Annotated in this window: 26 protein-coding genes; 18 read left to right on the forward strand and 8 right to left on the reverse strand. The window is 51.3% G+C overall.

Annotated features, from left to right (window positions below):
- Positions 1–138 precede the first annotated feature (138 nt).
- Both E6C60_RS09580 and E6C60_RS09585 read left to right on the forward strand, forming a co-directional pair.
- Entirely contained in the window at positions 139–780 is a 642-nt protein-coding gene (locus tag E6C60_RS09580) for an HAD family hydrolase (RefSeq protein WP_138227720.1), read from the forward strand.
- 22 nt (positions 781–802) lie between these two features.
- Positions 803–2428: a glycoside hydrolase family 9 protein gene (locus E6C60_RS09585; RefSeq protein WP_138225649.1), complete on the forward strand. Its 1626-nt coding sequence runs from the start codon at positions 803–805 to the stop codon at positions 2426–2428.
- A gap of 179 nt (positions 2429–2607) precedes the next feature.
- Here E6C60_RS09585 and E6C60_RS09590 read toward each other — a convergent pair whose 3' ends face one another.
- The gene (locus tag E6C60_RS09590) at positions 2608–3090 is read right to left on the reverse strand and encodes a pilus assembly protein (protein WP_138225650.1); all 483 of its coding nucleotides are present in this window, start codon (positions 3088–3090) and stop codon (positions 2608–2610) included.
- Between the two features lie 412 nt (positions 3091–3502).
- Positions 3503–3823, reverse strand: a complete 321-nt coding sequence (locus E6C60_RS09595; protein ID WP_138227721.1) for a cupin domain-containing protein — start codon at positions 3821–3823, stop codon at positions 3503–3505.
- A 283-nt stretch (positions 3824–4106) separates the two neighbouring features.
- On the opposite strand from E6C60_RS09595, the gene E6C60_RS09600 reads away from it, so the two are divergent.
- The 8 genes from E6C60_RS09600 to E6C60_RS09635 are packed head-to-tail and all read left to right on the forward strand — an operon-like array spanning position 4107 to position 12630.
- Entirely contained in the window at positions 4107–5648 is a 1542-nt protein-coding gene (locus E6C60_RS09600; protein ID WP_407669142.1) for a phytoene desaturase family protein, read from the forward strand.
- A complete protein-coding gene (locus tag E6C60_RS09605) occupies positions 5639–7159 on the forward strand; it encodes a phytoene desaturase family protein (RefSeq protein ID WP_138225652.1) in 1521 nt (506 codons plus the stop codon). Before E6C60_RS09600 ends, E6C60_RS09605 begins: the two co-directional genes overlap by 10 nt.
- Positions 7138–8013: a phytoene/squalene synthase family protein gene (locus tag E6C60_RS09610; RefSeq protein ID WP_138225653.1), complete on the forward strand. Its 876-nt coding sequence runs from the start codon at positions 7138–7140 to the stop codon at positions 8011–8013. The genes E6C60_RS09605 and E6C60_RS09610 overlap by 22 nt, the downstream gene beginning before the upstream one ends.
- A complete protein-coding gene (locus E6C60_RS09615) occupies positions 8010–8762 on the forward strand; it encodes a carotenoid biosynthesis protein (protein WP_233281189.1) in 753 nt (250 codons plus the stop codon). Before E6C60_RS09610 ends, E6C60_RS09615 begins: the two co-directional genes overlap by 4 nt.
- The gene (locus E6C60_RS09620) at positions 8731–9489 is read left to right on the forward strand and encodes a lysophospholipid acyltransferase family protein (RefSeq protein WP_138225654.1); all 759 of its coding nucleotides are present in this window, start codon (positions 8731–8733) and stop codon (positions 9487–9489) included. Before E6C60_RS09615 ends, E6C60_RS09620 begins: the two co-directional genes overlap by 32 nt.
- Positions 9462–10619, forward strand: coding sequence for a glycosyltransferase (locus E6C60_RS09625; RefSeq protein ID WP_138225655.1), 1158 nt, complete (start codon positions 9462–9464; stop codon positions 10617–10619). The genes E6C60_RS09620 and E6C60_RS09625 overlap by 28 nt, the downstream gene beginning before the upstream one ends.
- On the forward strand, positions 10616–12088 hold the full coding sequence (locus E6C60_RS09630; RefSeq protein ID WP_138225656.1) for a phytoene desaturase family protein: 1473 nt from the start codon (positions 10616–10618) through the stop codon (positions 12086–12088). Before E6C60_RS09625 ends, E6C60_RS09630 begins: the two co-directional genes overlap by 4 nt.
- Positions 12089–12114: 26 nt before the next feature.
- Positions 12115–12630 (forward strand): DinB family protein, encoded by a 516-nt coding sequence (locus tag E6C60_RS09635; RefSeq protein ID WP_138225657.1) that lies wholly within the window; start codon positions 12115–12117, stop codon positions 12628–12630.
- A 13-nt stretch (positions 12631–12643) separates the two neighbouring features.
- On the opposite strand, the gene E6C60_RS09640 is transcribed toward E6C60_RS09635, so the two are convergent.
- The 6 genes from E6C60_RS09640 to E6C60_RS09665 form a co-directional block, all read right to left on the reverse strand.
- On the reverse strand, positions 12644–13345 hold the full coding sequence (locus tag E6C60_RS09640) for a DUF6199 family natural product biosynthesis protein (protein WP_138225658.1): 702 nt from the start codon (positions 13343–13345) through the stop codon (positions 12644–12646).
- A 106-nt stretch (positions 13346–13451) separates the two neighbouring features.
- On the reverse strand, positions 13452–13730 hold the full coding sequence (locus E6C60_RS09645; RefSeq protein WP_138225659.1) for a YxcD family protein: 279 nt from the start codon (positions 13728–13730) through the stop codon (positions 13452–13454).
- A 2-nt stretch (positions 13731–13732) separates the two neighbouring features.
- Positions 13733–14170 (reverse strand): hypothetical protein, encoded by a 438-nt coding sequence (locus E6C60_RS09650; RefSeq protein ID WP_138225660.1) that lies wholly within the window; start codon positions 14168–14170, stop codon positions 13733–13735.
- Positions 14171–14253: 83 nt separating this feature from the next.
- Positions 14254–14805, reverse strand: coding sequence for a PadR family transcriptional regulator (locus tag E6C60_RS09655; RefSeq protein ID WP_138225661.1), 552 nt, complete (start codon positions 14803–14805; stop codon positions 14254–14256).
- A 174-nt stretch (positions 14806–14979) separates the two neighbouring features.
- Positions 14980–15549 (reverse strand): beta-class carbonic anhydrase, encoded by a 570-nt coding sequence (locus E6C60_RS09660; RefSeq protein ID WP_138225662.1) that lies wholly within the window; start codon positions 15547–15549, stop codon positions 14980–14982.
- A 45-nt stretch (positions 15550–15594) separates the two neighbouring features.
- On the reverse strand, positions 15595–15930 hold the full coding sequence (locus E6C60_RS09665) for an iron-sulfur cluster biosynthesis family protein (protein WP_138225663.1): 336 nt from the start codon (positions 15928–15930) through the stop codon (positions 15595–15597).
- Between the two features lie 125 nt (positions 15931–16055).
- Between E6C60_RS09665 and E6C60_RS09670 the strand changes: the two genes are divergently transcribed.
- The 8 genes from E6C60_RS09670 (at position 16056) to mutS (ending at position 26270) form a co-directional block, all read left to right on the forward strand.
- On the forward strand, positions 16056–17573 hold the full coding sequence (locus tag E6C60_RS09670) for a carboxypeptidase M32 (protein WP_138225664.1): 1518 nt from the start codon (positions 16056–16058) through the stop codon (positions 17571–17573).
- Between the two features lie 182 nt (positions 17574–17755).
- Entirely contained in the window at positions 17756–18760 is a 1005-nt protein-coding gene (locus E6C60_RS09675) for an ABC transporter substrate-binding protein (RefSeq protein ID WP_138225665.1), read from the forward strand.
- Between the two features lie 38 nt (positions 18761–18798).
- Complete coding sequence (locus tag E6C60_RS09680; RefSeq protein WP_138225666.1) at positions 18799–19575, forward strand: ABC transporter ATP-binding protein; 777 nt, start codon at positions 18799–18801, stop codon at positions 19573–19575.
- Between the two features lie 68 nt (positions 19576–19643).
- Positions 19644–20423: an ABC transporter permease gene (locus E6C60_RS09685; protein ID WP_138227723.1), complete on the forward strand. Its 780-nt coding sequence runs from the start codon at positions 19644–19646 to the stop codon at positions 20421–20423.
- A gap of 82 nt (positions 20424–20505) precedes the next feature.
- On the forward strand, positions 20506–21471 hold the full coding sequence (locus tag E6C60_RS09690; protein WP_138227724.1) for an aromatic acid exporter family protein: 966 nt from the start codon (positions 20506–20508) through the stop codon (positions 21469–21471).
- A 107-nt stretch (positions 21472–21578) separates the two neighbouring features.
- The gene (locus E6C60_RS09695; RefSeq protein WP_138225667.1) at positions 21579–22142 is read left to right on the forward strand and encodes an outer spore coat protein CotE; all 564 of its coding nucleotides are present in this window, start codon (positions 21579–21581) and stop codon (positions 22140–22142) included.
- A gap of 135 nt (positions 22143–22277) precedes the next feature.
- The gene (locus E6C60_RS09700; RefSeq protein WP_138225668.1) at positions 22278–23528 is read left to right on the forward strand and encodes a putative amidoligase domain-containing protein; all 1251 of its coding nucleotides are present in this window, start codon (positions 22278–22280) and stop codon (positions 23526–23528) included.
- Between the two features lie 57 nt (positions 23529–23585).
- Entirely contained in the window at positions 23586–26270 is a 2685-nt protein-coding gene (gene mutS, locus E6C60_RS09705) for a DNA mismatch repair protein MutS (protein WP_138225669.1), read from the forward strand.
- Positions 26271–26284: the final 14 nt, after the last annotated feature.

Below are 26284 nucleotides of genomic sequence, written 5' to 3' on the forward strand. Positions count from 1 at the left end.
ATCCATAGTACAATGGATAGTAAAGAAACAAGACCTTCAGTTATAGGAGTCACCACCTTTGCAATGCTTTGTTAGGTTTATAAAGGATACAGAGTTGAACCCAGGGTAACATATTAGGAGAGAGGATGAAAAAAAGTGATGCATGGCCAAGGCATTATATTTGATATGGACAATACCTTATTGCAATCCCGGATTGATTTTGAGTCCATGAAGTCTCACACCTACCAATTCTGTGTGGAGCAGGGGCTGTTATCCCCGGAATGCCTGTTATCAGAGCATACAACCTCTACACTGATTGAGGAAGCCAAAGCATCCGGCTTGATGACGGAAGAGCGGTTAGCGGCGCTATGGGGCATTGCGGAGCGTTATGAGACCGAGGGAATGCTGCAGGCTGAATTGGAGCCGGGGGCGAAGGAGCTCCTGCAGTCCTTGAAAGGGAAATATCACCTGGTCGTCGTTACAAATAATGCAACACAGGCGGCGATAAAGGCTTTGAAAAATTATGAGATCCAGGTAGAATTTGAATATGTTGTGGGAAGGGAATATATGGAGGCCTTAAAGCCTGCACCCGGTGGATTTCAGTATGTGCTGAACCAATATCATCACCTGAAGCCTTCCGACTGGCTCTCGGTTGGAGACAGCTGGATTGATGGAAAAGCTTCGCAGGCAGCTGGTATTCCTTTTGTGGCCTACCGCAGCGATCCTGTTCAGCTAAAATCCAAGGGCGTGCTCCCGCTTGGCGTGATTTCCCATCTTGCCGAGCTTCCGCAATGGCTGTAAAGAAGATGAAGGAGGGGGCATCATGTCCAAGGTAAAAAGTAGAGGGATTCTCGTGAACCAGATTGGATATGCCGCGCATCATGTAAAAGGCTTGTTGCTTACCGGCACGGAGCCGACGTTTCACATTTATAACGAAATGACGGAGGAGCTTGTCTATTCCGGTGAAGCAGAAGGACCGGTGCAGGACGATGACAGTGGGAGTGTAGTGTTTCAAGGAGATTTCACGGAGCTGCAGACGCCTGGCCGATATTATGCCGTCGCATCGGGGATGGAGCGTTCCGCTTCTTTTATTATTGAGGAGAAGCCGTATGAAGAGCTCCAGCAGGGCTTATTAAAAGCGTTCTATTATTTTCGCTGTGGCACGGAGCTGGAAGAGGAATTCGCCGGACCTTGGGGACATGCAGCATGTCACACCGAGCCAGGGGTGATCTATGATCAAGCGTCGCAGAAGCTGGATGGGAATGGAGGATGGCATGATGCCGGAGATTATGGCAAATACGTCGTTCCCGGGGCTAAGGCGGTCGCGGATCTGCTGCTTGCCTTTGAGCTGTATCCGGCAGCCTTTACAGCTGCTCTGCCTCTTCCGGAAAGTGACAGAATCATGCCGGATGTGCTTCATGAATGCAAAGTAGAGCTGGAGTGGCTGTTCAAGATGCAGAATCAAGAAAGTGGCGGCTCCTATCATAAACTGACCACTCGCAGCTTTCCCGATCTGCATGTGATGCCGGAAGAGGATGAAGGAGAGCTGGTATTCTCACCGATCAGCGCCACAGCTACAGCGTGTCACACTGCTGTTATGGCTCTGGCTGCCCGGCTATATCAGCCTTATGATGCTACCTTTGCTATAGAATGTCTTCGCTCCAGCTTGAACAGCTATCGGTGGCTGGACAACCATCCGCAAGCTCCGGGGTTTACCAATCCCGAAGGGATTACAACCGGTGAGTACGGCGACGATCAGGATGTTGATGAACGTTTCTGGGCCGCAGCCGAGCTTTATCGAACAACAGGTGATGAAATGTATCATAAGCAGCTGCGGAAGCTGGCGGAAGAGGAATTCTCCAAGACGGAGCTGGGCTGGGCGGATATGGGTGGATATGGCACCTTCAGCTATTTACTGAACGGGGAAGGCGGAAGCGATCCTCAAGTATACGCTCTTCTGAAACAGCAGGTGCTAGCTGAGGCAGATAGGCTGCTTAAGGTGGCGAGCCATAACGGCTATCAGATTGCTATGGAGGAACAGGATTATATATGGGGCAGCAATATGGTGCTGCTGAATAGAGCAATGTTCGTGCTGCTTGCCTGCGAGCTTGAGCCTGATTTGCGCTATATTGAACTGGCCGATTCCCACTTGCACTATCTGCTGGGTCGTAATGTGCTGGATGTTTGCTATGTCACCGGATTTGGTGATCGGCCGATTCTTTATCCGCATCATCGTCCTTCTGCTGCAGATGCAGTAATAGAGCCGGTTCCGGGGCTCGTATCCGGTGGCCCGAACAGACATTTGAATGACGAATGCTTAAAAGAGCAAGTTTCCGGTCAGCCTGCCGCAGCTTGCTTTATCGATCATGAGGCCAGCTACGCGGGTAATGAGGTTACGATTTATTGGAATTCGCCGGCTGTTTTTGTAACAGCAGGCATGAATCGCTGACATCAGGAATTAGTGATGAATAATGTAACTTTTGTCACCGTAATCAACAATGGAACTTCTTACGGTCGCTTTGCTGACATTGAACTCGATATCGGATGACTTCGGAACAGAAAGAGTATAAGGCCCCATGTTTAACCGGGACCTCCTTAGTGGGAAACAGCAAAATTTTCAAAAGTTTTTTAAAAATCGCTCGTGCTGGAAGCTAGTTTGCCAAACGTTTCTCCATTAACGTTATATGAGCCACCAATCCATTGAAGTACATAGTTCCCGCCGCGCATGCCTTGCGGGTATCCTTCATCAAAATCCTTCCAATCCAGAGAACCGCCTGCAGGAATAGTTGTGGTGAAATATACCAAATTACTATCTAGGTGCGTTAAATTGACAGTCACTGAATTACTACTGTAGTTCTTCATAAACAGTTTAAGATGGCCGTATCCCGCATTTACGCTAAAGTATTGAGGTACATTTGCACCTCCAATTGCCTTAGCATTCCAAGTCTTATCAACAATAAAAGGAGTGATGCCCCCATCTTCCTTAGTATCACTCGCCTCCACAGGCTGGTCAGATGATTCTTGATGGGTGCTTGAAGAAGCCAAAGCTGTCATCGCTGTTGTTGCTAAAGCTAAAGATAGAATCACAGAAAGAGCCACTTTCTTCTCCATACATGAGCGCCCCCTAAGTACTGAAAAATTTTCTGCATTGTGGGTTGCTGTTTCCCAATATTTATAACAATTTTAAAATATAAAAGTTACATTGATTTTTGAAAACACGATTCTTCCACCCGAAGAAGTCGAATCCATCGTCCAAACGGTGGGCTACTTAGATAAGGCGCGAAATTCACGCTCTATCATTTGTTTGAGTATTGGTGCGTTACAGCCAGAGAAGAATGGTCAGGGCACCGTTTCGGTGCGGATCATGCCGCTTGTAGCGGCTTGTCTCAAGTTCACATCACACGGTGACGATGCTTGGAGTGACACTGAGGCGTTCCAAGCTGGCAGGTGATATTGAAGCTATCATACCCATGCCGCTGGCATCAGGAGTCTTACATCCTGGTGCCGCGGCATTTTAATTTTGTTAGGAACGCAGGAGGTCTTCCCGGATCGGTGTAAACGCATCCAATAGTGCAGAATCCTCTTCCAAAGCTGTAACGCCATGCTTGGCATGACTTGGAATGGCAATGGATTGTCCCGCAGACAAGCGATGAACTTGTCCCTCTATGACAAAGTCAAAGCTGCCCCTAAGGCAGTAGCTCATCTGCTCATGGGGATGACTATGCTCATACCCTTGAGCACCTTCCTTAAAATGAACCTCCATCATCATCAAGCTTCCTTCAGCGTTTAAAATGCAACGTTTCACGCCAGGCTCCGCATCTTCCCAAATCCCGATTTTGCTCATCATAATCCCTCCAGTTCCATTATTTTCTGGCAACGCTAAAAATAGCTTACCTGTTCCCAAAAGGGAATTCAATGGGTAGATTGATTATATTCGTCATACATATAATTATTACAGGTAATGAAAAATTCACAATAATAAAGAAAACAATCGGTCGCAAGGCCAACATTACGCAAACCTTACCATTTGCAAACCTTATACAAATAAAGTATAATGTTTGTAAATTTACCGATGGGTTAATTATATTATATCTTATGTTGGGTTTTATTTATATGGAGGGATGATCTTGACTTCAAATCGAAAAGCGATCGTGATCGGCGCAGGTCCTGGTGGACTCGCATCTGCTATGCTTCTGGCCGGAGAGGGCTATGATGTGACCGTGTATGAGAAGCAGCCGTACATCGGCGGCAGAACATCCCGACTGGAGTTTGAAGGCTATGCATTTGATCGGGGAGCGACGTTCCTGATGATGCCGCAGCTGCTGGAGGAGCTGTTCGAATCTGTCGGACGCTCATTGCACCAATATGTTGATTTAGTGGAGCTCGATCCTTTATATCAGCTCCGGTTTGGGGAGACCCGGATGGACGCTACCCGTAATAGAGAAGTCATGAAAGAGCGGATTGAGGAGCTGTTCCCAGGTAACGGCGAAGGCTATGTGCGTTTCATGAAAGAAGAGAAGCTCAAGTTTGATGCCATTGCACCGCTGTTGAAGCGTCCGATATCCAGAATTACGGATTACATACGGACAGATGTTGTAAAAGCATTACCCAAACTGAACGCTTTCGACACGGTGTACGGACGGCTGTCGAAATATTATAACGATGAACGTCTAAAATACGCATTTACGTTTCAAGCGAAGTATCTCGGAATGTCTCCATGGGAGTGCCCGGGCACCTTTTCCATATTGTCTTATCTGGAGCACGAGTATGGTCTGTTTCACCCGATCGGGGGCGTCAATGCCGTCTGTGATGCCATGGCTGCCGTTGTTCAGGAATATGGCGGTACGGTCAATACTTCGACAGGCGTGAAGAAAGTATTGTCTCAGCATGGCCGAGCCAACGGTGTATTGCTGGAGAATGGAGAGAAGATTGAAGCTGATCATGTGGTCATCAATGCCGATTTTGCGACCGCGGCAAGCAAGTTGTTTGAAGATGGACAACTGAAGAAATACACACCGGAGTACATTTCGTCGCGAAAATACTCCTGTTCGACCTTTATGCTGTACCTGGGCATTGACGGTGCTGTTGATCTCCCCCATCATACGGTCGTGTTCTCCGAGGATTATCCGAAGAATGTTGATGAAATCACCCGCCAGGGCGTACTGTCCGCAGATCCATCCATTTATGTGCATAATCCGAGCGCTCTTGATCCCACACTGGCCCCGGCCGGACAATCTGCACTGTATGTGCTGATGCCCGTTCCTAATCTGGCAGGAGTCAGCAACTGGGAAGATATTCAACAGGAAATTCGCAGCTCTGTCCTATCCAGGCTGGAGCAGGAGCCGGAGCTTGCCGGGCTGTCCTCCCGCATACGGGCCGAGAAGATGATTACGCCTTTGGATTGGCAGGAGCAATATCATGTGTATCGGGGAGCCACGTTTAACCTGGCTCATTCCCTGGATCAAATGATGCACCGCCGTCCCCACAACCGATTTGAAGAGCTGGAGCACTGCTGGCTTGTTGGCGGCGGCACGCATCCAGGCAGTGGTCTGCCAACCATTTGGGAATCGGCGCGGATTAGTGTCAAGCTATTGATGGAGCAGGATGTTAGGGAAGGCGTCAAGATGGCACCAAGATATTCAGCACAGGAGGTGCCGGTATGGAAGTAGGCATTATTGGATCAGGCATCGGCGGTTTAACGGCAGCGCTGCTGCTGTCCCAACGCGGCGTAGATGTTACCGTGTATGAGAAGGCAGAGCGACTGGGCGGAAGGCTCGCTTACCAGAGAGATGAGGATGGACATTTCCAGATTGATCAAGGACCGACGATTGTACTGCTGCCCAACATGCTGCTGGACATTTTAGAAGAGGGCGGTATGGATCCAGCGGAGCTGCCATTGATGGAATGTGATCCGCTGTATGCGATTCATTATGCGGACGGCACCGTGTTCAAGAAATACCGGCAGCTGGATCTTCAGCTTCAGGAGCTGGACCGGGTGTTCCCGGGGGAGAAGAACGGGTTTCTGAGATATATGTCTGATATGGAGCAGGCGTTTGAGCAAGGCGTTCATTCGTTCCTGAAACAACCCTTCTTCCGCAAGGGACAGTTTTACACCTGGAGTAATATGAAGCTGCTGATGAAGATGAAGGCTTACAAAAGTGTACGCCGGCTGGCGGCGGATTATTTTCGGGATGAACGTCTGCAGGACGCCTTCTCGCTTCAGACGCTGTACATTGGAGGAGCGCCCTTCAGCGCCCCTGCGCTGTATACGCTCATTCCCTACGCAGAGCATGCATTCGGTGTATGGTACCTTAAAGGAGGCTACGCAGGCCTTGTGGACCGGCTGCAGTTCATATTGGAGAGCCGTGGTGTCAGGTTCGTAACCGGGTGTAAAGCGGAACAGCTGCTGATCGAGGGCGGGAGCTGCACCGGCTTTGTTTCGGCAGAGGGAGCGGTATATAGGCATGAGTCCGTCGTTTTTAACGGAGATTTCCCGCATCTTGTGAATCTGCTGCCGGCGGGACAAAACTCGAAATCTGTCACCCATTCTGTTGAAATATCTGATAAAATACGCAATAAGGAATACGAGCCGTCATCCGGATGCTTTTTGATTTATCTTGGCTTAAATAAACGCTATGAGCATGCCAATATCCACCAGTTCTTTCTGCCATCCTCTTTAAACCAGGGTCTCAAGCAATTGTTTACGGAGCAGAAGGTTCCTGACGAGCCTTCCTTCTACACGTTTTATCCGACTGCCTTGGATGCTAGTGCCGCACCGAAGGACCAGAGTGTGATGTATATTCTGGTGCCAGTGCCGCCAGCGGGAGAGGTGAACTGGAACGAGCTTAAATATAAGCTCGCAGACAAAATAATGGCTGAAGCGGAGGAACGTGGCTTTGATGGATTGCGGGAATCGGTGCTTTGGATGGATATTCGCACTCCGGATGACGCTGTGAACGACGGCTTGTACCGGGGAGGAAGCTTCGGAATCGCACCGAGCCTGAAGCAGTCTGCTGTCTTCCGGCCGCAGATTGTACCCTTTCCGGAGCTGAACGGCTTATACAGTGTTGGAGCTTCAATACACCCTGGGGGCGGCATTCCCATCGTAATGCAGGGGGCTAAACTCCTTGCCGATCATCTGACAAAGGAGAGAATCGAATGCATGCCACAAACTGTTTAGTCCAATGTGAAGAAATGATTCGTGAAGGCTCCTCTACCTTTTACAAAGCTTTTGGATACTTGCCTTCACCACGAAAAGAAGCGGTTTATGTCATTTATGCGTTTTGCCGTATGATTGACGATTCGGTCGATGAGCCTGAACGCTCGTTATACAGCATTGATGAGCTGGAGCATCATCTAAATGAGCTGGCCACGGCTGAGGGGCATTTTATCTGGCCGGCGCTTCGCTGGCTGTTTCAGCAGTTTCCGAATTTACAGAAGGCTCCCTTTTACAAGCAGATGGAAGGGCAGCGCCGGGATCTTGTTCAAACGGAATACAACACGATGGAAGAGCTGGAGCATTATTGTTATCTTGTGGCGGGTACCGTCGGTGAAATGCTGCTGCCCGTGCTGCATGAGTCACCCGATGAGAAGGTCGTGGAATCGGGAGTATATCTCGGCAAGGCCATGCAGATTGTGAACATCGTGCGGGATATCGGAGAGGACAAAAGACGTGGACGCCGCTATGTTCCGCTGGATTGGATGCAGGAGTGCGGATACAGTGAGGAATGTTTTCAGGCTGAGGACGTTAATGAAGGACTTAAGCAGCTGATTCTCAAGCTGGAGCAGAAGGCGAAGGAATGGTTCGCGCTTGGCCTGCGGGATTTGGATACGTATCCGACATCCAGCGCATTCAGCGTGGAGCTGGCAGCGCTTTTCTACGGCAGTATTCTCGACGCTGTAAAAAGCAATGAGTATCAGGTATTCAGAAAGCGCGCCTATGTGAGCGGCGTTCAGAAGGCGTCCATGCTGCTTTCCATAATGAGGAGATATAATATGAGCAACCATAAAGCCGAAAGCAGTGCAGTCTCATGAAAATGGGTTATTTGTTCTGGGGCTGGTACACCATTGGACTGATCCTCATGCTGACCTATGAGGTACCAGATCTCCTTCATTTCTCCAACGGACTTTTTCTTGTTTTCTTCGCCATGTACGCGTTGACACTAGAACGTCAGGAGCTTCGCTCCAAAAATTTGCAAAGACATGCTTCGCTCTCGATCTGGGCTCGAGCTGGCATCGTAGCGGTGTCCACTTATATTCTGGAATGGTTTGGAACCGAAACAGGATATCCGTTTGGAACCTATGAGTACACGGACACGCTGAGCATTTTTGGAGAGGCTGTCCCGATTGCGATCGGCTTTGCCTGGATTGGAGTCATGGTCATGTCGGTGCTGATGTCTACAGGCAAGACCCTGCTGACCCGGGCGCTGCAAACCGGCTTCTGGGCCATGCTGCTAGATTTGGTACTGGATCCTGCTGCCTTCGCCAATGAGTTCTGGCTGTGGAGCGGAACTGGCTTTTATGCCGGAATTCCACTGCAGAATTTCATCAGCTGGTTCGGGGCTGCATTCCTGCTGTCCTTTTTATTTCCACTCTATCATGAGGGCCGTGACAGCCGTCCGTCCCGTTCTACCGTTTTCTTATATCAAGGGATGCTGGCGATGTTCGGTCTCTTGTCTCTGAAGGAGGGCCTGGTCGTTCCAGCTCTGATCTCTGTCTTGGGGATCGCAGCCGCGGAGGGGGTGCACCGGTATGCTTCAAGCCCGAAAAAGCAAATGGTTTAATGCTCTTTTTCACGCTTATAATAAGCACTACTTGCTTCCCCGGCATTTTGATCAAATTTTGCTTCGGGGAGAGCTGGATCCACCGGATCTCCGCCGGCCGGCCCTTTATGCCATGAATCACAGCTCCTGGTGGGACGGATTGCTGATGTATCATGCGGTCAAGGAGCGCTCAGCTGGTGATCATTTCATCATGATGGATGAGCGGCAGCTTAGCAAATTCCGTTTTTTTCAGAAGCTGGGCGCATTCTCGATACATAAGCAATCGATGAAAGGGATTCTGAGATCCCTTCACTATGCCTCTGAGCTGATGGAGCAGGGGAAGAGCGTCTGGATCTTTCCACAGGGCGACATTTATCACAATGATGTCCGGCCGCTGCATTTTCAGCCGGGCATCGGTTATTTGCTCTCACGCTCACCCTCTCCCATTGTGATTCCGGTAACGACGGTGTTCTCGATGACCTATGTACAGAAGCCGGTGGCAACGATGTGGGCAGGCACCCCGATTGAAGAGGATTGGTCTTCTACAAGGCGCAGAGAGTCCTCAGCTTGGCTGGCGGCGCGGCTGGAGCAACAGCTGGACCGTCATAAGGCTTTGGTGGTCGAGGATCAATGTGGTCCCCAAAGCGGCTTTAACCCGATTCTAAAAAAAAGCTCCTCCACGGATGCTTTGTTTGAGGACTTCCAGAGGAGGACACAGTGGTGGAAACGTTTCTTCAAATCCTCTTAATTATACTGATGCTGCAATTTTTGTACGTCTTGTGGAACGGCTGGGGCTGGTTCACTTCCGGCTTAAGCAGCGTCAGCCGCCGGGATGCCAGTGCTGCGCCCGCTGCTCTCATCTCTGTTCTGATTCCTGCCCGTAATGAGGAACGCAACATAGATGATGCCTTGCGATCTGTACTGGCAAGCGATTATCCCCATCTGGAAGTGCTCGTGCTGGATGACCGCTCGGAGGATGGTACAGCAGAGGCTGTTCGAAGAATAAGCGGCATGGATTCGCGCGTTAAACTTCTTGAGGGCAAAGAAATGCCAGACGGCTGGAGTGGAAAAGTTCATGCCTGCCATCAGCTATCGGAAGCAGCGGCAGGGGAATGGTGGCTGTTTATGGATGCCGATGCCCGTCTGAAGCCAGGTGCCCTGACATGGGCTATGCAGGTCGCAGAGCGACAGGGAAGAGGAATGATTACAGGATTTCCGTTTCAGGTCGTTGGAACCTGGATGGAAAAACTGATTGTACCGCTGATGACCTTTACAATTTTATGCCATTTGCCCATACGCTGGATCAAGCGAACCTCGCATCCGCTGCTTGCTGCTGCACATGGCGCCTTTATCTTGGTGGAGCGGGACAGCTATCAGCGGGTCGGCGGTCATCTCGGAATCCGAAATGAGCTGGTCGACGATATGGCCCTCGTCCGCAGCTTCAAGCGAGGCAAGGAGCCGGTTCAGCTTGCGGATATTCATCGACATGTGACCATGAGAATGTATCATACCAGTGCCGAGGTCTGGAGCGGCTACCGCAAAAATATTTTTGAAGGACTGGGCAGAAGCATTCCCTTACTGACAGCCATGAGCTTGTTCTATTTTATTCTGTATGTATTTCCTGTCTTGATGCTGGCTTACAGTCTCATTCTTGCAGGTACAGACTTGGGATCATCAGAGCTTATGATATGGTCCGCCTGCTGCGTACTGACTGGGATTACAGTCAAAATGGCAGCGGATGTGAATCAAGGCCAGCCGGCCTGGCTGTCTATTTTCCAGCCGATCAGTATGCTGCTGGTTATACTTCTGGCACTGGACTCATGCCGAACCGCTTACACCAGCCGGGGCTACCAATGGAAGGGACGTTATTATTCATGAAAAGAACAGCCATTATTGTAGGCGCTGGACTAGGAGGACTCTCCTGCGCAATCAAGCTTGCGTCTTCCGGCTACCAGGTTACGGTTCTGGAGCAGCAGGACCAGGTTGGCGGAAAGCTGCAGCGTGTGCAGGATAACGGATATTATTTTGACCGTGGTCCCAGTACAATAACGATGCCACAAGCCTTTGAACGGGTGTTTGCGGACAGCGGACGAAAGATGGAGGACTACCTTCAGCTCATTCCGCTGGATCCGCACACCCGTAATTTTTTTGCAGACGGATTGACTGTAGATATGACCTCAGACATTGCGAGCCTGGAGCAGCAGATCGCCAAGTACAGCCCGGAAGACGCTTCCCGGCTGAGAGGATTTCTGTCTGAATCTGCGGCTCTTTATCATCAGGCGGATCGGCATTTTCTAAATACGCTTATGCTGGATACCTCATCGAAGCTGTCGCCTTCCCTGGTCTCAGCCTTCCTTAGAATCCGGCCGCTCACCTCCCTGCAAAAGCTTCTTGCCCGTTACTTCCGTCATCCCAATACGTTAATGATGTTCGGAAGATATGCGACCTATGTCGGGGCATCTCCATATCGGGCGCCAGCGATCTTTGGCATGATGGCCCATCTGGAAGGCATGGGGGTTTATGGAGTCAAGGGCGGAACCTACAGCATTCCACAGGCCTTTCGCAAGGTTGCCGAAGAGCTCGGCGTTGATATCGAGACGGGCGTCAGGGTTCAGCAGCTGATTATCGAGGGTAAACGTGTTACAGGAGTGGAAACGGAAGAGAAGACATACAGGGCGGATGTTGTTGTGATGAATGGAGACGTGCTCAGTGCGTGCCGGGATTTAATTCCAGAACTAAAGCGTCCAGGAATGCGGAATGCGCGGATTGCTTCCTATGAGCCCTCCATTTCCGGTCTTACGGCGCTCATTGGCGTGAGGCGCAAATATGATCATCTGCTGCATCATAATGTGTTTTTTCCAGAGCGGTATGCAGCAGAGTTTGAGCATATTTTTGACCAGAGGAAGCCGCCTCAAGAGCCTACAGCATATATTTGCTATTCTGGCTATACGGAGGCCGGGATGGCCCCGGAAGGAGGCAGTAACCTGTTTCTGCTGCTGAATGCTCCGTACACCTCTCCCGAATGGAGCTGGGAGCAGGATGGCAAGGCATATCAGGCCTCCATACTAACGCGGCTGGACTCGCTGGGCTTGGATGGCATCCAGGAGGCGGAGGTGCTGCGCTGGTATACGCCGGAGGACCTGGAGCGAGATACCAGTGCATTCCGGGGCGCTATTTATGGCATTTCGTCTAATTCAGCCAGACAGACCTTTGCTCGTCCATCCAATCGGTTGAAGGGACTAGATTGTCTCTGGTTTGTAGGAGGAACGACCAACCCGGGTGGAGGGACGCCTCTGGTTACCCTATCGGGGCAGCTTGTCGCACAGGAGATCATCAATCAAGGCTGACTACATGGTTGAAGGAGGAGACATAGATGAAGGGAAGACCACAGGCTAAGGATTATCCGGAATATTATGAGAAATATATTGGGCTCATTCAAGAACCCCAAATTGTTGAGGTGCTGGCAGCACAGCAGGCTGAAGCTGCAGAGCTGTTCGGTGCACTCAATGAGGATCAGGCTAATGGCTGTTATGAGGAAGGAAAGTGGACCGTTAAAGAGGTGTTTGGTCATATTTTTGATCATGAACGCCTGTTAAGCTATTGGCTGTACCGGTTTGCACGAGGGGATGCCATGCCTTTGACGAGCTCCGATCGGGAAAGCTTCGTGAAGCTGGCAGATTACAAGCATAGAGAGCTTGACTCCATGATCGACGAATATAAAGCTGTTCGTCAGTCCACGATTCAGCTCCTTAAGGGGCTTCCTGAAGAGGCTTGGGAACGCCATGGCTTCGCAGGTGAGGTGCTACTCTCTGTGCGGGCGATGGCATACATTATTGCAGGTCATGAAAAATATCATTTAAAGATCATCCGGGAGCGGTATCTATCCTAGTGCATACCGTGAACTACAGCGATTTATAGAACATCACAAATGAGACTGCAACGGTAAATATACCTCCCAACTTGGTACAGAAGTAGTAGAAATCACTCGGTTGAGGGTTTTTGACATAAATCCATTCAAAGGACATCCAGAACCAAAACGTCTGATAACGCTCGAATAAAAAGAGACAGCAGCCATGAATCAGCAATAGAATGGAGAGCACATACAGCCATCGCTGGCCTTGTAACGGCTGATGCTTCTCGTACGCGGCCTGAACGAATGCTACGGGATGATAGTACGGCTCGTCTTCTGCCAGCTTTCTGACACCGCCAATATAAACGCTATGTCTGTTGACTGTATTGCCGTAAGAGTCCTCAGCAGTTAATCGGCCCGCAGACTCTCTGACTCTGTAGACTTCACCGTCAGGGTATGTTACGAGGTACTCAGCGCTGCTGTCTTCTTGAGAGTCAGGGCTGTCCGTATGGTCAAGAAGCTTCTCTACCACATATTCTTCTTTAGCGATGGTAATTTGAACCTGATCATCCTGCCCGGGTTGTACTTCAATAAGTGGACCAGTGCTTGATATGTATTGCAGACGGTTAGGATGTGAAGCAGATGACAGCTTGTATTTGTGATCTGCTGCGTGAAAAATATGCTGACTATAATATGTAGCTCCAAATATCCAAACGGCTACAATGCCAGCCATAAGCAAAAGAACAATGATCATAGGTTTGTAGGATCGAAGCAAGCTCATTCACACCTCTCTGACATTGCAGATATTATAAAAGGCGCTCACCGACAATGTCTAGTGAGCGCCTTAGCTATGCTGTGATTTATTGCGATACGACGGCAATAATCTCGTCTTCCAGCTCCAGGCGTACCTGTTCCCGGTAGGCCCGGATTCTGTACTCGGAGTTGAGGTAGCGCAGAATAGCCTCCATAAGGTTGGCTTCGATCAGATACTGACTGCGATCATGCACCCATACCTCAGCAGTATAGCCGGTGTCTTCGTCCCAGTTGAGTTCTACAGTAACGTCTGTAGGCTTTACGCCTTTACGTTCAGCCTGGTGAAGACATACGGCATTGATAATCTCGTCCATGCTTAAGACCATAATTAGTACCTTCTGTTACGATCGTCTACGTCAGTGTCTACGTTGCGGCGGCGATTCTTAACAGCTCTCACTACAGCCATCACAATCATAATCAAAGCCCATACGGCAATCAGGTTAATCAGAAGTCCCATGATTTCACCCATGAAGCCCATACCAGCGAACATCCCGCCGAAGAGCAGACCTGCCAGGCCACCGATCATAAGACCTTTCATAAGGCTGCCGCCGCTGAAGAAGCCGCGGTTCTGTGTAGCTGCCCCTGTTGTGTTATTCGTGTTGTTCGTCGTGGATTTCTGTACATTATCATCCGCTTTCTTCGGCGTGGACTGGAAGCTTTTCTTACCTGAGCTGAATCCGCCGCCTCTTCTTGCATCTACAGAATCCGGAGCAATGGTTACCAGAAACATGGTAAGCACGACTAAGATCGCGAGTAGTTTTTTCATCGTGTTCTTTCGAACCTCCCAAAAATAAAATTAGTGATCATACTTTAGTATACGGACTAGCTCATGATTCGTTTCAAAAATATTTACTCACGTCCGGCAGCAGCGTAGCTGTGCTCAGTCAGCAGCTTCAGGACCCAATCACACCACTTCAGCTCGGCATCGACCGTCATTAAGGCTTTGGTAGCCAAAATATAACTGCCGAACTCTTTGGAGCCGGGGTGGCACTGTCCTTGCGGAATGCCTGCCAAGAGCTCTTCATAATACCGCTTCTTCTCCGTATAAAGCTCCCGGCGTTCCTGGTAAATCTCAACGGATACGCCAATCTCGCTTAACCAGAGTGAAAAGGTTCGAAGAGACAGCTCATCCTTGGTGACAGAGGGAGCGATCGGCTGATGCATCCATTCCCGGAGTTTGCTTATACCGTCTTCCGTGATGGCATAAATCTTCTTGTCAGGCTTGTCGCTCTGCTGAACCCAGTAGGAGCTAAGCAGGCCTTTCTCTTCCATTCGGGCAAGCAGCGGATAAATCTGACTATGCTTTGCCTGCCAGAAGGGCTGAATTCGAAGCATCAGCTCGTAGCCGGAGGATTCCTTCCGGGCGAGTAAACCAAGCAGGCCGTATGACAACGTATTCATGTTCATGACCCCTTTTGGAACTGTATCAGTGAGCCGAAAGCCAGGTGCTCCCGTCTTCCGGGTCCGTTCATTAAAAGTGTACACCATGACTGTATGGTTTGACAAATAAGTCACAGAAAATACAAAAAAACATGAGCCGCAGTGCGGCTCATGCCAGGGGATGAAAGATACTGATCAGGGTGCGCTGTAGCCTTCAACGACCAGATCAAGAGCGCCTGTTGCCGGATGGATCACCATTCCATGAACTGGGGTGTTTCGTGGCAGCAGCGGATGATTCTTGATCAGGCTGACTGTATTCTCAACCGCAGAGGTTACGTTATCGAAGCCGCGCAGCCATTCATCCAGCTTGATTCCGGAATGATCCAGGGTGGAGAGCACTTCATCGGAAACGCCGCGCTCTTTCATGGAACTGACCATTCGTTCGGAATTGAGGGAGGCCATACCGCACTCATGATGTCCAACGACGATAACTTCCTCAACGTTAAGCTCATAAAGTCCTACTAGAATGGAGCGCATCGCGCTGCCAAACGGGTTGGAGACAATGGCGCCTGCTGTCTTGATGATCTTGATGTCGCCATTCTTGAAATTCATAGCTTTAGGAAGCAGTTCAACCAAACGAGTGTCCATACAGGTTACGATCAAGGTTTTCTTGTCGGGAAGCTTGCTCGTTTCGTAAGCTTCATACTGCTTGTCCTGAACAAATTTGTGGTTGTGCTCCATAATACTGCTAAGCTGAGTCGTCATGATACAATTCCTCCTTGATAATAGATAATGTGCTGGGCATGTAACCTACGCCTTCAGGCGGCGGTCCACAAGCTTGACGTTCGTGCTGTAGGTCTGGCCCGTGCTTGACAATCGGAAATGAAGTCCGCTCGAATTCAGGTCCAGCATCAGCGCTTCCTCGAAAAATACCTCATGATTGCGGCTCATGTAAATAGGGTAAGAAGCTTTCGTGTCCAACGCGACGTCATTCTCGCCCGGTTGTTCGATAATTTCCAGCCCCGGAACGGCACTCATCACGCAGCCGCAGCCTTCAGAGTCGTGGATCAGCCTGATGACGCCGGGGGAATTGCTAAGCTTTCCTTTAAGTTTCTGTTCTGCTGCCTCGGTCAGTTGGATCATCATGGCTGTAACACACTCCTTTTGCTATGTACACACAGATGTGCCTTCTCAAAAGTTGATTATAAACCTGAAGAAAAGTATCATCAAGTAGAAGGTGTAAACCATATTTAAAAAGCAGGTGAAGTTCGATGGAAAAACAATGGAGTGAGGAATGGTCACGCTTTGAAGCGTTATTCCGCCAAATTTCCAGTTATAATGAAGCGGTCGGGCTGCTCGCTTGGGATCTGCGCACCGGAGCTCCCAAGAAAGGAGTTGCTTCCCGGTCAGAAACCTTGGGCATGCTCTCTACGGAAGCTTTCAAGCTGTTGACCTCCGCTGAGATGGGAGAGCTGATCCAAGCGCTGTCCGCTCCAAGCGTTCAAGAGCAGCTAAATGAGCTGCAGCGCCGAATGGTTCAGGAAGCGGGCAAGGAGTATGACCGCAACAAGTCTTTGCCGGCAGAACGCTTCAAGGAGTATACAGTACTGGCGGCTCAATCGGAATCGATGTGGGAGGACGCCAAGAAGAATGACGATTTTGTTGGCTTTGAGCCTTACTTGAGCCGCATTGTGGAATTCAAAAAGGAGTTCATCGGTTATTGGGGTGCGAAGCAGACTCCCTATGATACCCTGCTGGATATGTATGAACCGGATATGACCGTGGCGGAGCTGGATGAGGTGTTTCAGCGCCTGACCGCAAGGCTTGTTCCGCTGGCTCAAACCATCAGAGAACGTGGCAAGCAGCCAGAAACGGCGTTTATGCATCAATTGTTCGATGTAGGTCAGCAGGAAAAGTTCGGCCTGTTTATTCTGGAGCAGATGGGCTACGATTTTGAAGCCGGCCGTCTGGACGAGAGTGTTCACCCGTTTGCCATCGGGCTGAACAACGGTGATGTCCGGATTACAACTCACTATTTACAGGATGAAGTGACGAGCGCGGTATTCAGCTCGCTGCACGAAGGCGGTCACGCTCTCTATGAGCAAAATATTGAAGCTGCGCTGCACGGCACTCCGTTATCCGGCGGCACCTCAATGGGTATTCATGAATCCCAATCCCGGCTGTGGGAGAATATGATTGGCCGCAGCCGCGCCTTCTGGAAGCGGTATTTCCGCGATCTACAGCAGCATTTTCCGCAGCAGTTTGGAGATGTCGAGGCAGAAGCCTTCTACCGTGCAGTCAATCGCGTGGAGAATTCGTTCATTCGCATTGAAGCCGACGAGCTGACCTACAATCTTCATATCATTATCCGGTATGAAATCGAGAAGATGCTGTTTAATGAAGGCCTCTCCGTAAAGGAGCTCCCGGAAATCTGGAATGCGAAGTACAAAGAATACCTTGGAATCATGCCGCCTGATGACCGGATGGGTGTTCTGCAGGATGTTCACTGGTCCGGTGGAGATTTCGGATATTTTGCCTCCTACTCGCTTGGAAATATGTATGCAGCACAATTTATGCACACGATGCGTAAGGAAATGCCGGACTTGGATCAGCTTATTGAGGAAGGGAATCTGACGCCCATCAAGGAGTGGCTGACGGACAAGATCCTCCGCTACGGCAAAAGCGAGAAGCCTTCCGAGATTATTGTCCGTGTAACTGGTGAACCGCTGAATCCGGATTATTTGGCCGATTATTTGGAAGCGAAGTATAAGGACGTTTATCAGCTTTAATAGAATAGAATTTGATATGGGCTTTACGCCTGACAGCCGAAAGGTGATCAGACGTAAAGCCCTTTTTTTTTATGGGCGTCCTAAGACTGTGTTGGTATGGGCCCTCAAGGCCTTTAACCATCCTCACGGCTGCTGCATAAATTAGGGAAAGAAAAGAATCATTCACAGGTGGAGGGGTAGCGATGATAAGAAAAGGCTGGTTCATGACCCTGTCCATCCTGATGGTATGTACCCTAGTACTGTCCGGATGCAGCGGAAAGAGTGAAACGATGAAGGTCAAGATCGGCGAGGTCACGCGTTCGGTGTTCTATGCACCGCAGTATGTCGCGATGGAGAAAGGCTTTTTTGAAGATCAGGGACTGGAGGTAGAGCTGCAAACGACCTTTGGCGGGGACAAAACGATGACTGCACTGTTATCAGGGGGCATTGATGTCGCGCTGGTAGGCTCTGAGACCTCGATTTATGTGTATCAGCAAGGTGCGGAGGATCCGGTCATTAACTTCGGGCAGCTGACACAAACAGACGGGACCTTTTTGATGGCAAGAGAGTCCCCGGGAGCCTTTGAGTGGGATCAATTAAAAGGGAAGGTGTTCCTGGGCCAGCGCAAGGGCGGTATGCCGCAGATGGCGGGCGAGTTTGCATTGCGGGGCAAAGGCATTGATCCCAGGCAGGATCTGGAGCTGATTCAGAATATCGACTTCGCCAATATCGCATCTGCTTACGCTTCGGGAACCGGAGAATATGTGCAGCTGTTTGAGCCGCAGGCATCCATCTTCGAACAGGAGGGCAAAGGAAAGGTCGTCGCCTCCTTCGGGGTAGAGAGCGGCCATCTGCCTTATACCGTGTTTATGACAAAAGAAAGCTATATGAATGAGAATGCTGATACAGTCCAGCGGTTTACAAATGCTTTGTACCAAGCTCAGCAGTGGGTAAACACGCATTCACCGGAAGAGGTGGCGGAGGTCATCATGCCGTTTTTCAAGGATACAGATCCCGAAATTGTCATTTCTTCCGTCAAGCGTTACATGGAGCAGGGCACGTACGCTACGGACCCCATTGTAGATGATCAGGAGTGGAATAATTTGCTGGATGTCATGGAGCAGGCGGGCGAGCTCAAAGAGCGGGTGGCTGCAGAGGAAATCGTCAATAATCGTTTTGCAGAGCAGGCAAAGCGGAGCGGAGAATGAACCAAGACGGCCGCCTGCCGGGGAAGGAGGAATCAGGAATGAAGCCGGCTGTGGAGCTGAAGCAAATTACACATGCTTATGTTAGTGACCGGGAAGCTTCCTTGGCTATTGAGGACATTAATCTCACCGTTTATCCTGGTGAATTTGTCAGTCTCATCGGGCCTAGCGGCTGCGGCAAAACGACCCTTCTGTCGATCATTGCCGGGCTGCTGCAGCCTTCAAAGGGCACAGTAACCGTGAACGGCCATGCGGTAGAGGGCACCTCCCCCGAGGTAGGCTATATGCTGCAGCAGGATTATCTGTTCCCTTGGCTTAGCATTCAGAAGAATGCGCTGCTCGGACTGGAGCTGACAGGCGGACTGAATGAGGCTTCGGCTGTGCTGATCGAAGAGCTGCTGAAGGAGATGGACTTGGCGGGCTACGGTAGCTTTTATCCCCAGCAGTTGTCCGGCGGGATGCGTCAGCGTGTGGCCCTGGTCCGCACGCTGGCTGCCGATCCATCCTTGCTGCTTCTGGATGAGCCGTTCTCTGCGCTGGATTACCAGACAAAGCTGAAGCTGGAGAACCTCATCGTCAAAACGCTGAAGGAGCGCCGCAAAACGGCTGTGCTGGTCACGCATGACTTGTCGGAGGCCATTGCTATGAGTGATCGGGTGGTGCTGTTAAATCGAAACCCGGGCCGGATTCACTATGTGTTTGACGTCACTGAGCCTGTGCGCAGCACGGAGCCGTTTCTGGCCCGGAAGGAGCCAGGCTTTAACGAGCTGTTTCATAGCATATGGCATGAAATGGAGAAGATCAGCGGAAAGGAGTGAATGCCGTGGGAGAACCGGGAAAAGGAGCTTTCTCGAGCCAGGAGAACGGTGGGGCCTGGCTTGATGATATGCATGCCGTGCATCTGCGGCGGAAACGAAAAGAGAGCCGTCTGGTGCTGGCAGTGCAGCTTTTGCTGCTAGCCGTCTTCTTTGCCCTGTGGGAGGTGGCCGGAAGGCTTAGCTGGATTGATGTGCTTCTCTTCAGCTATCCCAGCAAAATTGCGCTCTATCTTTCTCAGCAGGCAGTGACCTTGGAATGGTGGGGGCATATCGGAGTAACTGTAGGCGAGACCGCGGTAGGATTTCTGCTGGGAACGCTGGCGGGGACACTGCTGGCGGTGCTGATCTGGTGGTCCCCTTTTCTGTCGAAGGTGCTGGACCCGTATATGGTCGTGTTTAACAGCATGCCCAAGGTCGCGCTGGGACCGATCTTTATTGTCATGTTTGGAGGCGGCTTTACAGCGATTGTCATGACGACGCTCTCAATTACGGTTATTGTTACTACACTGGTGGTCTATAACAGCTTTTCTGAGGTGGACCCCAATTATGTCAAGGTCGTCCGCACATTCGGAGGAAGCAAGGCCCAGAGGTTTAGGCGGGTCATTCTGCCTGTCTCATTCCCGGCCATAATCTCCACCTTGAAGGTCAATGTAGGAATGGCCTGGGTAGGCGTGATTGTGGGAGAATTTCTCGTTGCGAAATCAGGTCTTGGCTATTTGATTATGTACGGATTTCAGGTGTTTAACTTCACCATTGTGCTCTCCAGTCTGCTCGTAATTGCAGTGGCGGCCACAGGCATGTATCAGCTGGTCGTCTATATAGAAAAGCTGCTGCTTCGCTCCCGTTGAGCCCATGTCAGGTTGTCTCCCCTCCAAAAATGGGATACGATAAATCTGTAAGTTCATCGGGAATGACAGGAGACTGGATATGATGGGATTCCGTGTGATCAAAACAGCGATTGCGGCCTTGCTGGCCATTGTAATTACAGATGCATTAGAGATTCCGGGAGCAACCTCAGCCGGTCTGCTGGCGATACTGGGTGTGGATGTAACGCGCAAGCGCAGCCTGCACTCCGTATCGTCGCGTTTTTTTGCGTCACTGCTCGGTCTTGTGTTTGCGTCAGTGCTGTTTCAGCTGCTGGGCTATCATTACTGGGTACTGGCATTATACATACTGATTGCGTTCCCGGCCATTTCCAAAGCACATTTAAAGGAAGGCATTGTCACGAGCTCTGTGGTCGTATTCCGCGTATTCAGCGGGCAGGAGCTGGACATTCACATTTTTTGGACCGAGGTGCAGCTGCTTATGATCGGGCTGGGCTCGGCGATGGTCGTGAACATGATCTACATGCCCAAGGGTGAGGGGCAGCTGGGTCAAATCAGGCGGCAGGTGGACGGGCTATTCTCGCAGATTTTCACCCAGATTTCCCGCACGCTGCGGGAGCCGTCTCATCTGTGGGATGGCAAGGAAATGATTCAGGCCGGTAAAATGGTCGAGCGCGGCATTGCAGAGAGCAACCGCAATCTGGAGAACCAGATGCTGCACCCGGATCTGGCGTGGAACGTTTACTTCTATATGCGGAAGGAGCAGCTGGACCATATTGCCGCCATGATGCATCTGGTGTCCCAGATCTATGAGAAGCTGCCCACAGGCATATTCGCCGCCGAGCTGTTCGATCAGATCAGCCAGGATGTGATCGCAGAGGAATACACAGGCAAAACCGAGAAGCTGCTGACAGAGGTCCAAGCCAAATTCCGGGAAATGGAGCTGCCGAAGACTCGGGAGGAGTTCGAGGTCAGGTCGGCGATTTTGCAGCTGAGCAAAGAGCTGGAGGATTTCTTGAAAATTTCAAAGCGAAGCAAGGCGCCGACCAGTAAGGTCGCTAAACGCGCTTAGCATCACTATTTTTAGCATAAAGACAATTTATTTGGACCACTTCATTCAACATTCGCCCATGTCGTGCATACACTTGTAGGGAATGATTGTATGGAGGAGGTTCGAAGATGTCATTGAGCAGTAAACACCAATGTAGAGAAATTATCACCAAGGCGATCTGCGGCAAAGGGCGCAAATTCTCTACCGTAACACATACCGTGACTCCGCCCAATAATCCAACCAGTATTTTAGGGGCCTGGATTATACAGCATCAGTATGAGGCGGTGGCCGCCGGAGACGGAATCGAGGTTGTAGGTACTTATGATTTGAACATCTGGTATTCCTATGACAAAAATTCGCAGACCGATGTGGCCAAAGAAACGGTGTCGTATGTAGAGCGCGTGCCTCTCTCTTATCTGGATCCCAAGCACCGTTCCTCCACCGTAGAGGTATCGGCGGAAGCAACCCAGGAACCAAGCTGTGTGGAAGCCAGTGTATCCTCCAACGGGAAAAGCGTAATTCTGAGAGTGGAGAGAGAGTACTCCGTTGAGCTGGTCGCCGAAACCAAGGTGCTGGTGCTGGTGGGTCAAGCAAGTGATCTGGAGGACAAAGAGTTTGAATTTGCCGGGGGAGACAGCGGCGACAGCGATTATGAGGATCTGGAGTTTGACGATCTGGAGGATGAGCTGTAAACCAACCCTGCTGATTCCCATGTTACAAGATAGTCTATGCAGTAGGGGGCGGCTTTGCAGAGGGCAAACGCCCTCTTTTGTTGAAAGCTCCGAGTGCCGGGGCTTTTTTTGTTGGCGTGGAAAGGGTGGTGGATCATGAAGCTGGATGAGGTCGAATGGAAAGGCAGTTCCGGGAATGTGGAGCAGCCGCTCCAAATGAGTCTTGAAGACATTCATCATCGACTGGAGCGTTCCGGCATTCCAAGCCGGATCAAAGGTCCGCTGGAGGGAGATGCCTTGAGCATGCCGTCCAGGTATGCTGCCAGCTACCTGGTGACCGTTTATAGCCTGGAAGACGCAGAGGTCTGCAAGCTGATGGCTTCGAACGCCGGTTATTTGCAGACTCCAATGCAAGGTATGGGGCATTCCGGATCAAGTGATGGCCTCCACGCCCGGCTGTGCCGAGCCGCTATACGGACTCTGTACGTCTTGGGGCTGGAGCGCGGGGAGGTCACCATCTCTTTGCTGCCGGGGCGACGTTACGTTGTCGAGCACATCGCCCGGCGGTCTCATTCCGATAATGGTAAGCCGAGGCAAGACAGCAGCCTGAAGCCTCAAGGTCCCTGCGCCCCCGTCTTGTTGGGCATGGACCCGGAATTTATTCTGGTGGACCGGGAGGGGAGGGTGGCTGATGCCTCTCAATTTCTGGACCGGTATGGTCGGGCGGGCTGTGATGCAGTTCGGATTGGCGAGACCGTGACCTATCCGCTGGCGGAGCTTCGTCCTGAGCCTAAAGCGGAGCCGGAAAGTCTGCTGCTGGAGATGAGAAGGGTGTTCCGCGACGCATGGAGCTTGATCACGGACCGGACGCTGGAGTGGAGAGCGGGCGCCATGCCGGCAGACGGCTATCCGCTGGGCGGGCATCTGCATTTCAGCGGTATTCCTCTCTCGCTTGAGGTGCTGCAGTGCCTGGACAACTACCTTTCACTGCCTTTGGCCGCGCTTGAGGATCCGCGGGGACGCTCCCGCCGTCCGAGATATGGAAGCCTCGGCGATTTCCGTCACCAGAGCCATGGCGGCTTTGAATACCGGACACCCCCCAGCTTTCTCGTGTCTCCTCTGATTACGCGCGGGGTGCTCCACATGGCATATCTGATTGCCCACTATTATAGTGAGCTGAATCTTCGGCCGCTCTCCTATAACGAAGTGCACCGGGCTTATTACGAAGGTGACCGCAGCGTTCTATCTGCATGGGCTGTGCGGCTGCATCAGGATTATGGGAAGCTAAAGGCTTATGAGGCTCACCGGCAATGCATCGACCGATTGTTTCAGCAGATTTATTCCGGGAAAACCTGGAATGAATCGAGGGATATTCGCAGACTTTGGAATCTTCCGGTACTCCCGTGACCTTAACTCGATTTTTGGTATAATAGAGTTCAAGCTGAACACGGCATGGAGGTAAATATGGCAAAATACACGCCGATGATTGAACAATACTTAGGCATTAAAGAACAGGCGCGGGATGCGTTTCTTTTTTTCCGTTTAGGAGATTTTTACGAGATGTTCTTTGACGATGCCATTCTGGCATCCAAAGAGCTGGAGATTACATTAACCGGCCGCGAAGGCGGGGGCGGCGACAAGATTCCGATGTGCGGCGTTCCCTTCCACTCGGCCGAGGGCTATATCGTACGTCTGATTGAAAAAGGCTACAAGGTCGCCATCTGCGAGCAAATGGAGGACGCTTCGGTGACCAAGGGGATGGTGCGGCGGGAAATTGTCCGCGTCGTGACGCCGGGCACCATTATGGAAGGGAAGACGGTCGCCGAGAAGGCGAATAACTACATGGTCTGTATCACGTCTCAGGATGCATTAATGGCAATTGCGGCCTGTGACCTATCCACCGGGGAGCTCTATGTGACCTCAATGCCGGCTTCGGAAGAGTGGCTACGGGACGAAATCGGAATCTATGAGCCTTCTGAAATTATTGGTGATGAGTCGCTGCTCAGCGCTGTGGCTTCAAGTGCGCTTCCTTCCGGCCGGCCCGTGCTCTATACGTCCTGGGAACGGAGACAGGATGATCTGGTCTCGGCACAGTTCGGGGACTCCACATGGGCCCGGCTGGATCAGGAACGGCAGAAATGCGTGTCGCTGCTCATCTCATACCTGAATGAGACGCAGAAACGAAGCATGGGACAGTTAACCCGGATATCCTCATATGAGCCCGGTCAATTTATGGTTCTGGATCCGTTCACGCGGAGAAACCTGGAGCTGGTTGAAACGGTTCGGGAGCGCTCCAAGAAGGGCTCGCTCCTGTGGCTGCTGGACCGGACGGAGACCTCCATGGGAGCGCGTCTGCTTCGCCGGTGGATCGATAAGCCGCTGCGCTCGCGCAGCCGTATTGAAGAACGTCTGGAGGCCGTAGAGCGGCTGTATCAGCAATATATTGTCCGGGAGGACCTGCGGGCCGCCCTGAAGGAAATTTATGACCTGGAGCGGCTGGTCGGCAGAATTGCCTTTGGCAGCGCCAATGGCAGGGATATGAACGCCCTGAAGCTGTCTTTGCAGCAGATTCCCGCATTGAAAGAGCTCTGTCAGGATTCAGGCTCGGAGACATTGCAGCGGCTCGCCCAAAGCATGGATATCTGCGGTGATTTATGCGCCCTGATCGGGGACGCCATTGCGGATGATCCTCCGGTGTCTCTGCGTGATGGCGGCATGATCAAGCCAGGCTATCATGAGCGGCTGGACGAGCTGCGCGAGGCAAGCCGGAACGGCAAGCAGTGGATCGCCGAGCTGGAAGCCAGAGAACGTGCGGCGACAGGCATCAAATCGCTCAAAATCGGCTTCAATAAAGTGTTCGGGTACTATATCGAAGTGACCAAATCCAATCTGTCTGCGCTGCCTGAGGGGCGGTATGAACGGAAGCAGACGCTTGCGAACGCGGAGCGTTACGTGACTCCGGAGCTGAAGGAGAAGGAAGGCCTTATTCTGGAAGCCCAAGACAAGATGGTGGATCTGGAGTATGCCTTGTTTACAGAGCTGCGTGAAGCGGTCAATGCCGAGATTGCCCGTCTGCAGAAGCTCGCAGAGCAGGTCGCGGAGATGGACGTATACCAATCTCTTGCTGCAGTCAGCGCAGATCAGCGTTATGTCAAGCCGGAGCTGAGCGATGGATATGATATGAACATTGAGGCCGGCCGGCATCCGGTCGTCGAAGCGGTTATGAAGGATTCTGCCTTTATTTCAAATGGAACCAGCCTCCAGAAGGACGGCTCGTCCATACTGCTGATTACCGGACCGAATATGGCTGGAAAAAGCACCTATATGCGCCAGGTGGCGCTGTTCTCCATCATGGCTCAAATCGGCTGCTTTGTACCTGCAGAGCGGGCTGTGCTACCGCTGGTGGATCGTATCTTTACGCGGATTGGGGCGGCAGATGACCTGATTGGCGGTCAAAGCACATTTATGGTGGAAATGGCAGATATACAGGTCATGACAGAGAAAGCGACACCGAACAGCCTGATTATCATCGATGAGCTGGGACGAGGCACGTCAACGAGTGAGGGTATGGCGATTGCCCAGGCGGTGATTGAGTATGTACATGATGTCATACGCTGTAAAGCTTTGGTCTCCACGCATTTTCATGAGCTTGCCCATTTGGCGGACAGCCTGGACGGTCTCGTCAATTATTCAATGGCCGTGCAGGAGAGCGGGGATCAGGTTCATTTTCTGAGAAAGCTGGTTTCAGGTGCGGCAGACAGCAGTTATGGAATCTACTGTGCCAGATTGGCTGGCCTGCCCGGCAGCATCATTGACCGTGCCTACGGGCTGCTGCAGGATCTGGAGAAGGCCTCTCTGCATGCTGTAGCAGGAGAAGCGGCTGCTTCCCTGGAGACAGCATGGAAGCGGGATCAAACCAAAGAAAGCCGGGATGTATTCCAGCTCTCGATGTTCGGTGAGGAAGAAGAGGCTTCTACCCGAGCGATGGCCGCAGGCAAGCCTGAGTCCGCCGTGAAGGCGTCGATCCCGGACCCTATGAAGGAGCAGATTCTGGAGGATATAAGGTCAGCCGATATTATGAACATGACCCCGCTGCAGGCCATGCAGCTCTTGAACGAGCTGAGAACGAAAGCGAAGCAATTACTATAATGTAAATCAGCAAC

The organism is Paenibacillus algicola (assembly GCF_005577435.1).
GTDB lineage: Bacteria > Bacillota > Bacilli > Paenibacillales > Paenibacillaceae > Paenibacillus_AQ > Paenibacillus_AQ algicola.

Bases quoted from the DNA above. Each gene is read 5' to 3' on its own strand.
- E6C60_RS09695 (WP_138225667.1), top strand. From the start codon at position 21,579: ATGTCATTGAGCAGTAAACACCAATGTAGAGAAATTATCACCAAGGCG.
- E6C60_RS09650 (WP_138225660.1), bottom strand. From the start codon at position 14,170: ATGAAAAAACTACTCGCGATCTTAGTCGTGCTTACCATGTTTCTGGTA.
- E6C60_RS09645 (WP_138225659.1), bottom strand. From the start codon at position 13,730: ATGGTCTTAAGCATGGACGAGATTATCAATGCCGTATGTCTTCACCAG.
- E6C60_RS09665 (WP_138225663.1), bottom strand. From the start codon at position 15,930: ATGATGATCCAACTGACCGAGGCAGCAGAACAGAAACTTAAAGGAAAG.
- E6C60_RS09635 (WP_138225657.1), top strand. From the start codon at position 12,115: ATGAAGGGAAGACCACAGGCTAAGGATTATCCGGAATATTATGAGAAA.
- E6C60_RS09680 (WP_138225666.1), top strand. From the start codon at position 18,799: ATGAAGCCGGCTGTGGAGCTGAAGCAAATTACACATGCTTATGTTAGT.
- E6C60_RS09685 (WP_138227723.1), top strand. From the start codon at position 19,644: ATGCATGCCGTGCATCTGCGGCGGAAACGAAAAGAGAGCCGTCTGGTG.
- E6C60_RS09660 (WP_138225662.1), bottom strand. From the start codon at position 15,549: ATGACGACTCAGCTTAGCAGTATTATGGAGCACAACCACAAATTTGTT.
- E6C60_RS09675 (WP_138225665.1), top strand. From the start codon at position 17,756: ATGATAAGAAAAGGCTGGTTCATGACCCTGTCCATCCTGATGGTATGT.
- E6C60_RS09700 (WP_138225668.1), top strand. From the start codon at position 22,278: ATGAAGCTGGATGAGGTCGAATGGAAAGGCAGTTCCGGGAATGTGGAG.
- E6C60_RS09610 (WP_138225653.1), top strand. From the start codon at position 7,138: ATGCATGCCACAAACTGTTTAGTCCAATGTGAAGAAATGATTCGTGAA.
- E6C60_RS09690 (WP_138227724.1), top strand. From the start codon at position 20,506: ATGGGATTCCGTGTGATCAAAACAGCGATTGCGGCCTTGCTGGCCATT.
- E6C60_RS09655 (WP_138225661.1), bottom strand. From the start codon at position 14,805: ATGAATACGTTGTCATACGGCCTGCTTGGTTTACTCGCCCGGAAGGAA.
- E6C60_RS09615 (WP_233281189.1), top strand. From the start codon at position 8,010: ATGAAAATGGGTTATTTGTTCTGGGGCTGGTACACCATTGGACTGATC.
- E6C60_RS09580 (WP_138227720.1), top strand. From the start codon at position 139: ATGCATGGCCAAGGCATTATATTTGATATGGACAATACCTTATTGCAA.
- E6C60_RS09585 (WP_138225649.1), top strand. From the start codon at position 803: ATGTCCAAGGTAAAAAGTAGAGGGATTCTCGTGAACCAGATTGGATAT.
- E6C60_RS09590 (WP_138225650.1), bottom strand. From the start codon at position 3,090: ATGGAGAAGAAAGTGGCTCTTTCTGTGATTCTATCTTTAGCTTTAGCA.
- E6C60_RS09670 (WP_138225664.1), top strand. From the start codon at position 16,056: ATGGAAAAACAATGGAGTGAGGAATGGTCACGCTTTGAAGCGTTATTC.
- E6C60_RS09620 (WP_138225654.1), top strand. From the start codon at position 8,731: ATGCTTCAAGCCCGAAAAAGCAAATGGTTTAATGCTCTTTTTCACGCT.
- E6C60_RS09595 (WP_138227721.1), bottom strand. From the start codon at position 3,823: ATGAGCAAAATCGGGATTTGGGAAGATGCGGAGCCTGGCGTGAAACGT.
- E6C60_RS09640 (WP_138225658.1), bottom strand. From the start codon at position 13,345: ATGATCATTGTTCTTTTGCTTATGGCTGGCATTGTAGCCGTTTGGATA.
- E6C60_RS09605 (WP_138225652.1), top strand. From the start codon at position 5,639: ATGGAAGTAGGCATTATTGGATCAGGCATCGGCGGTTTAACGGCAGCG.
- E6C60_RS09630 (WP_138225656.1), top strand. From the start codon at position 10,616: ATGAAAAGAACAGCCATTATTGTAGGCGCTGGACTAGGAGGACTCTCC.
- mutS (WP_138225669.1), top strand. From the start codon at position 23,586: ATGGCAAAATACACGCCGATGATTGAACAATACTTAGGCATTAAAGAA.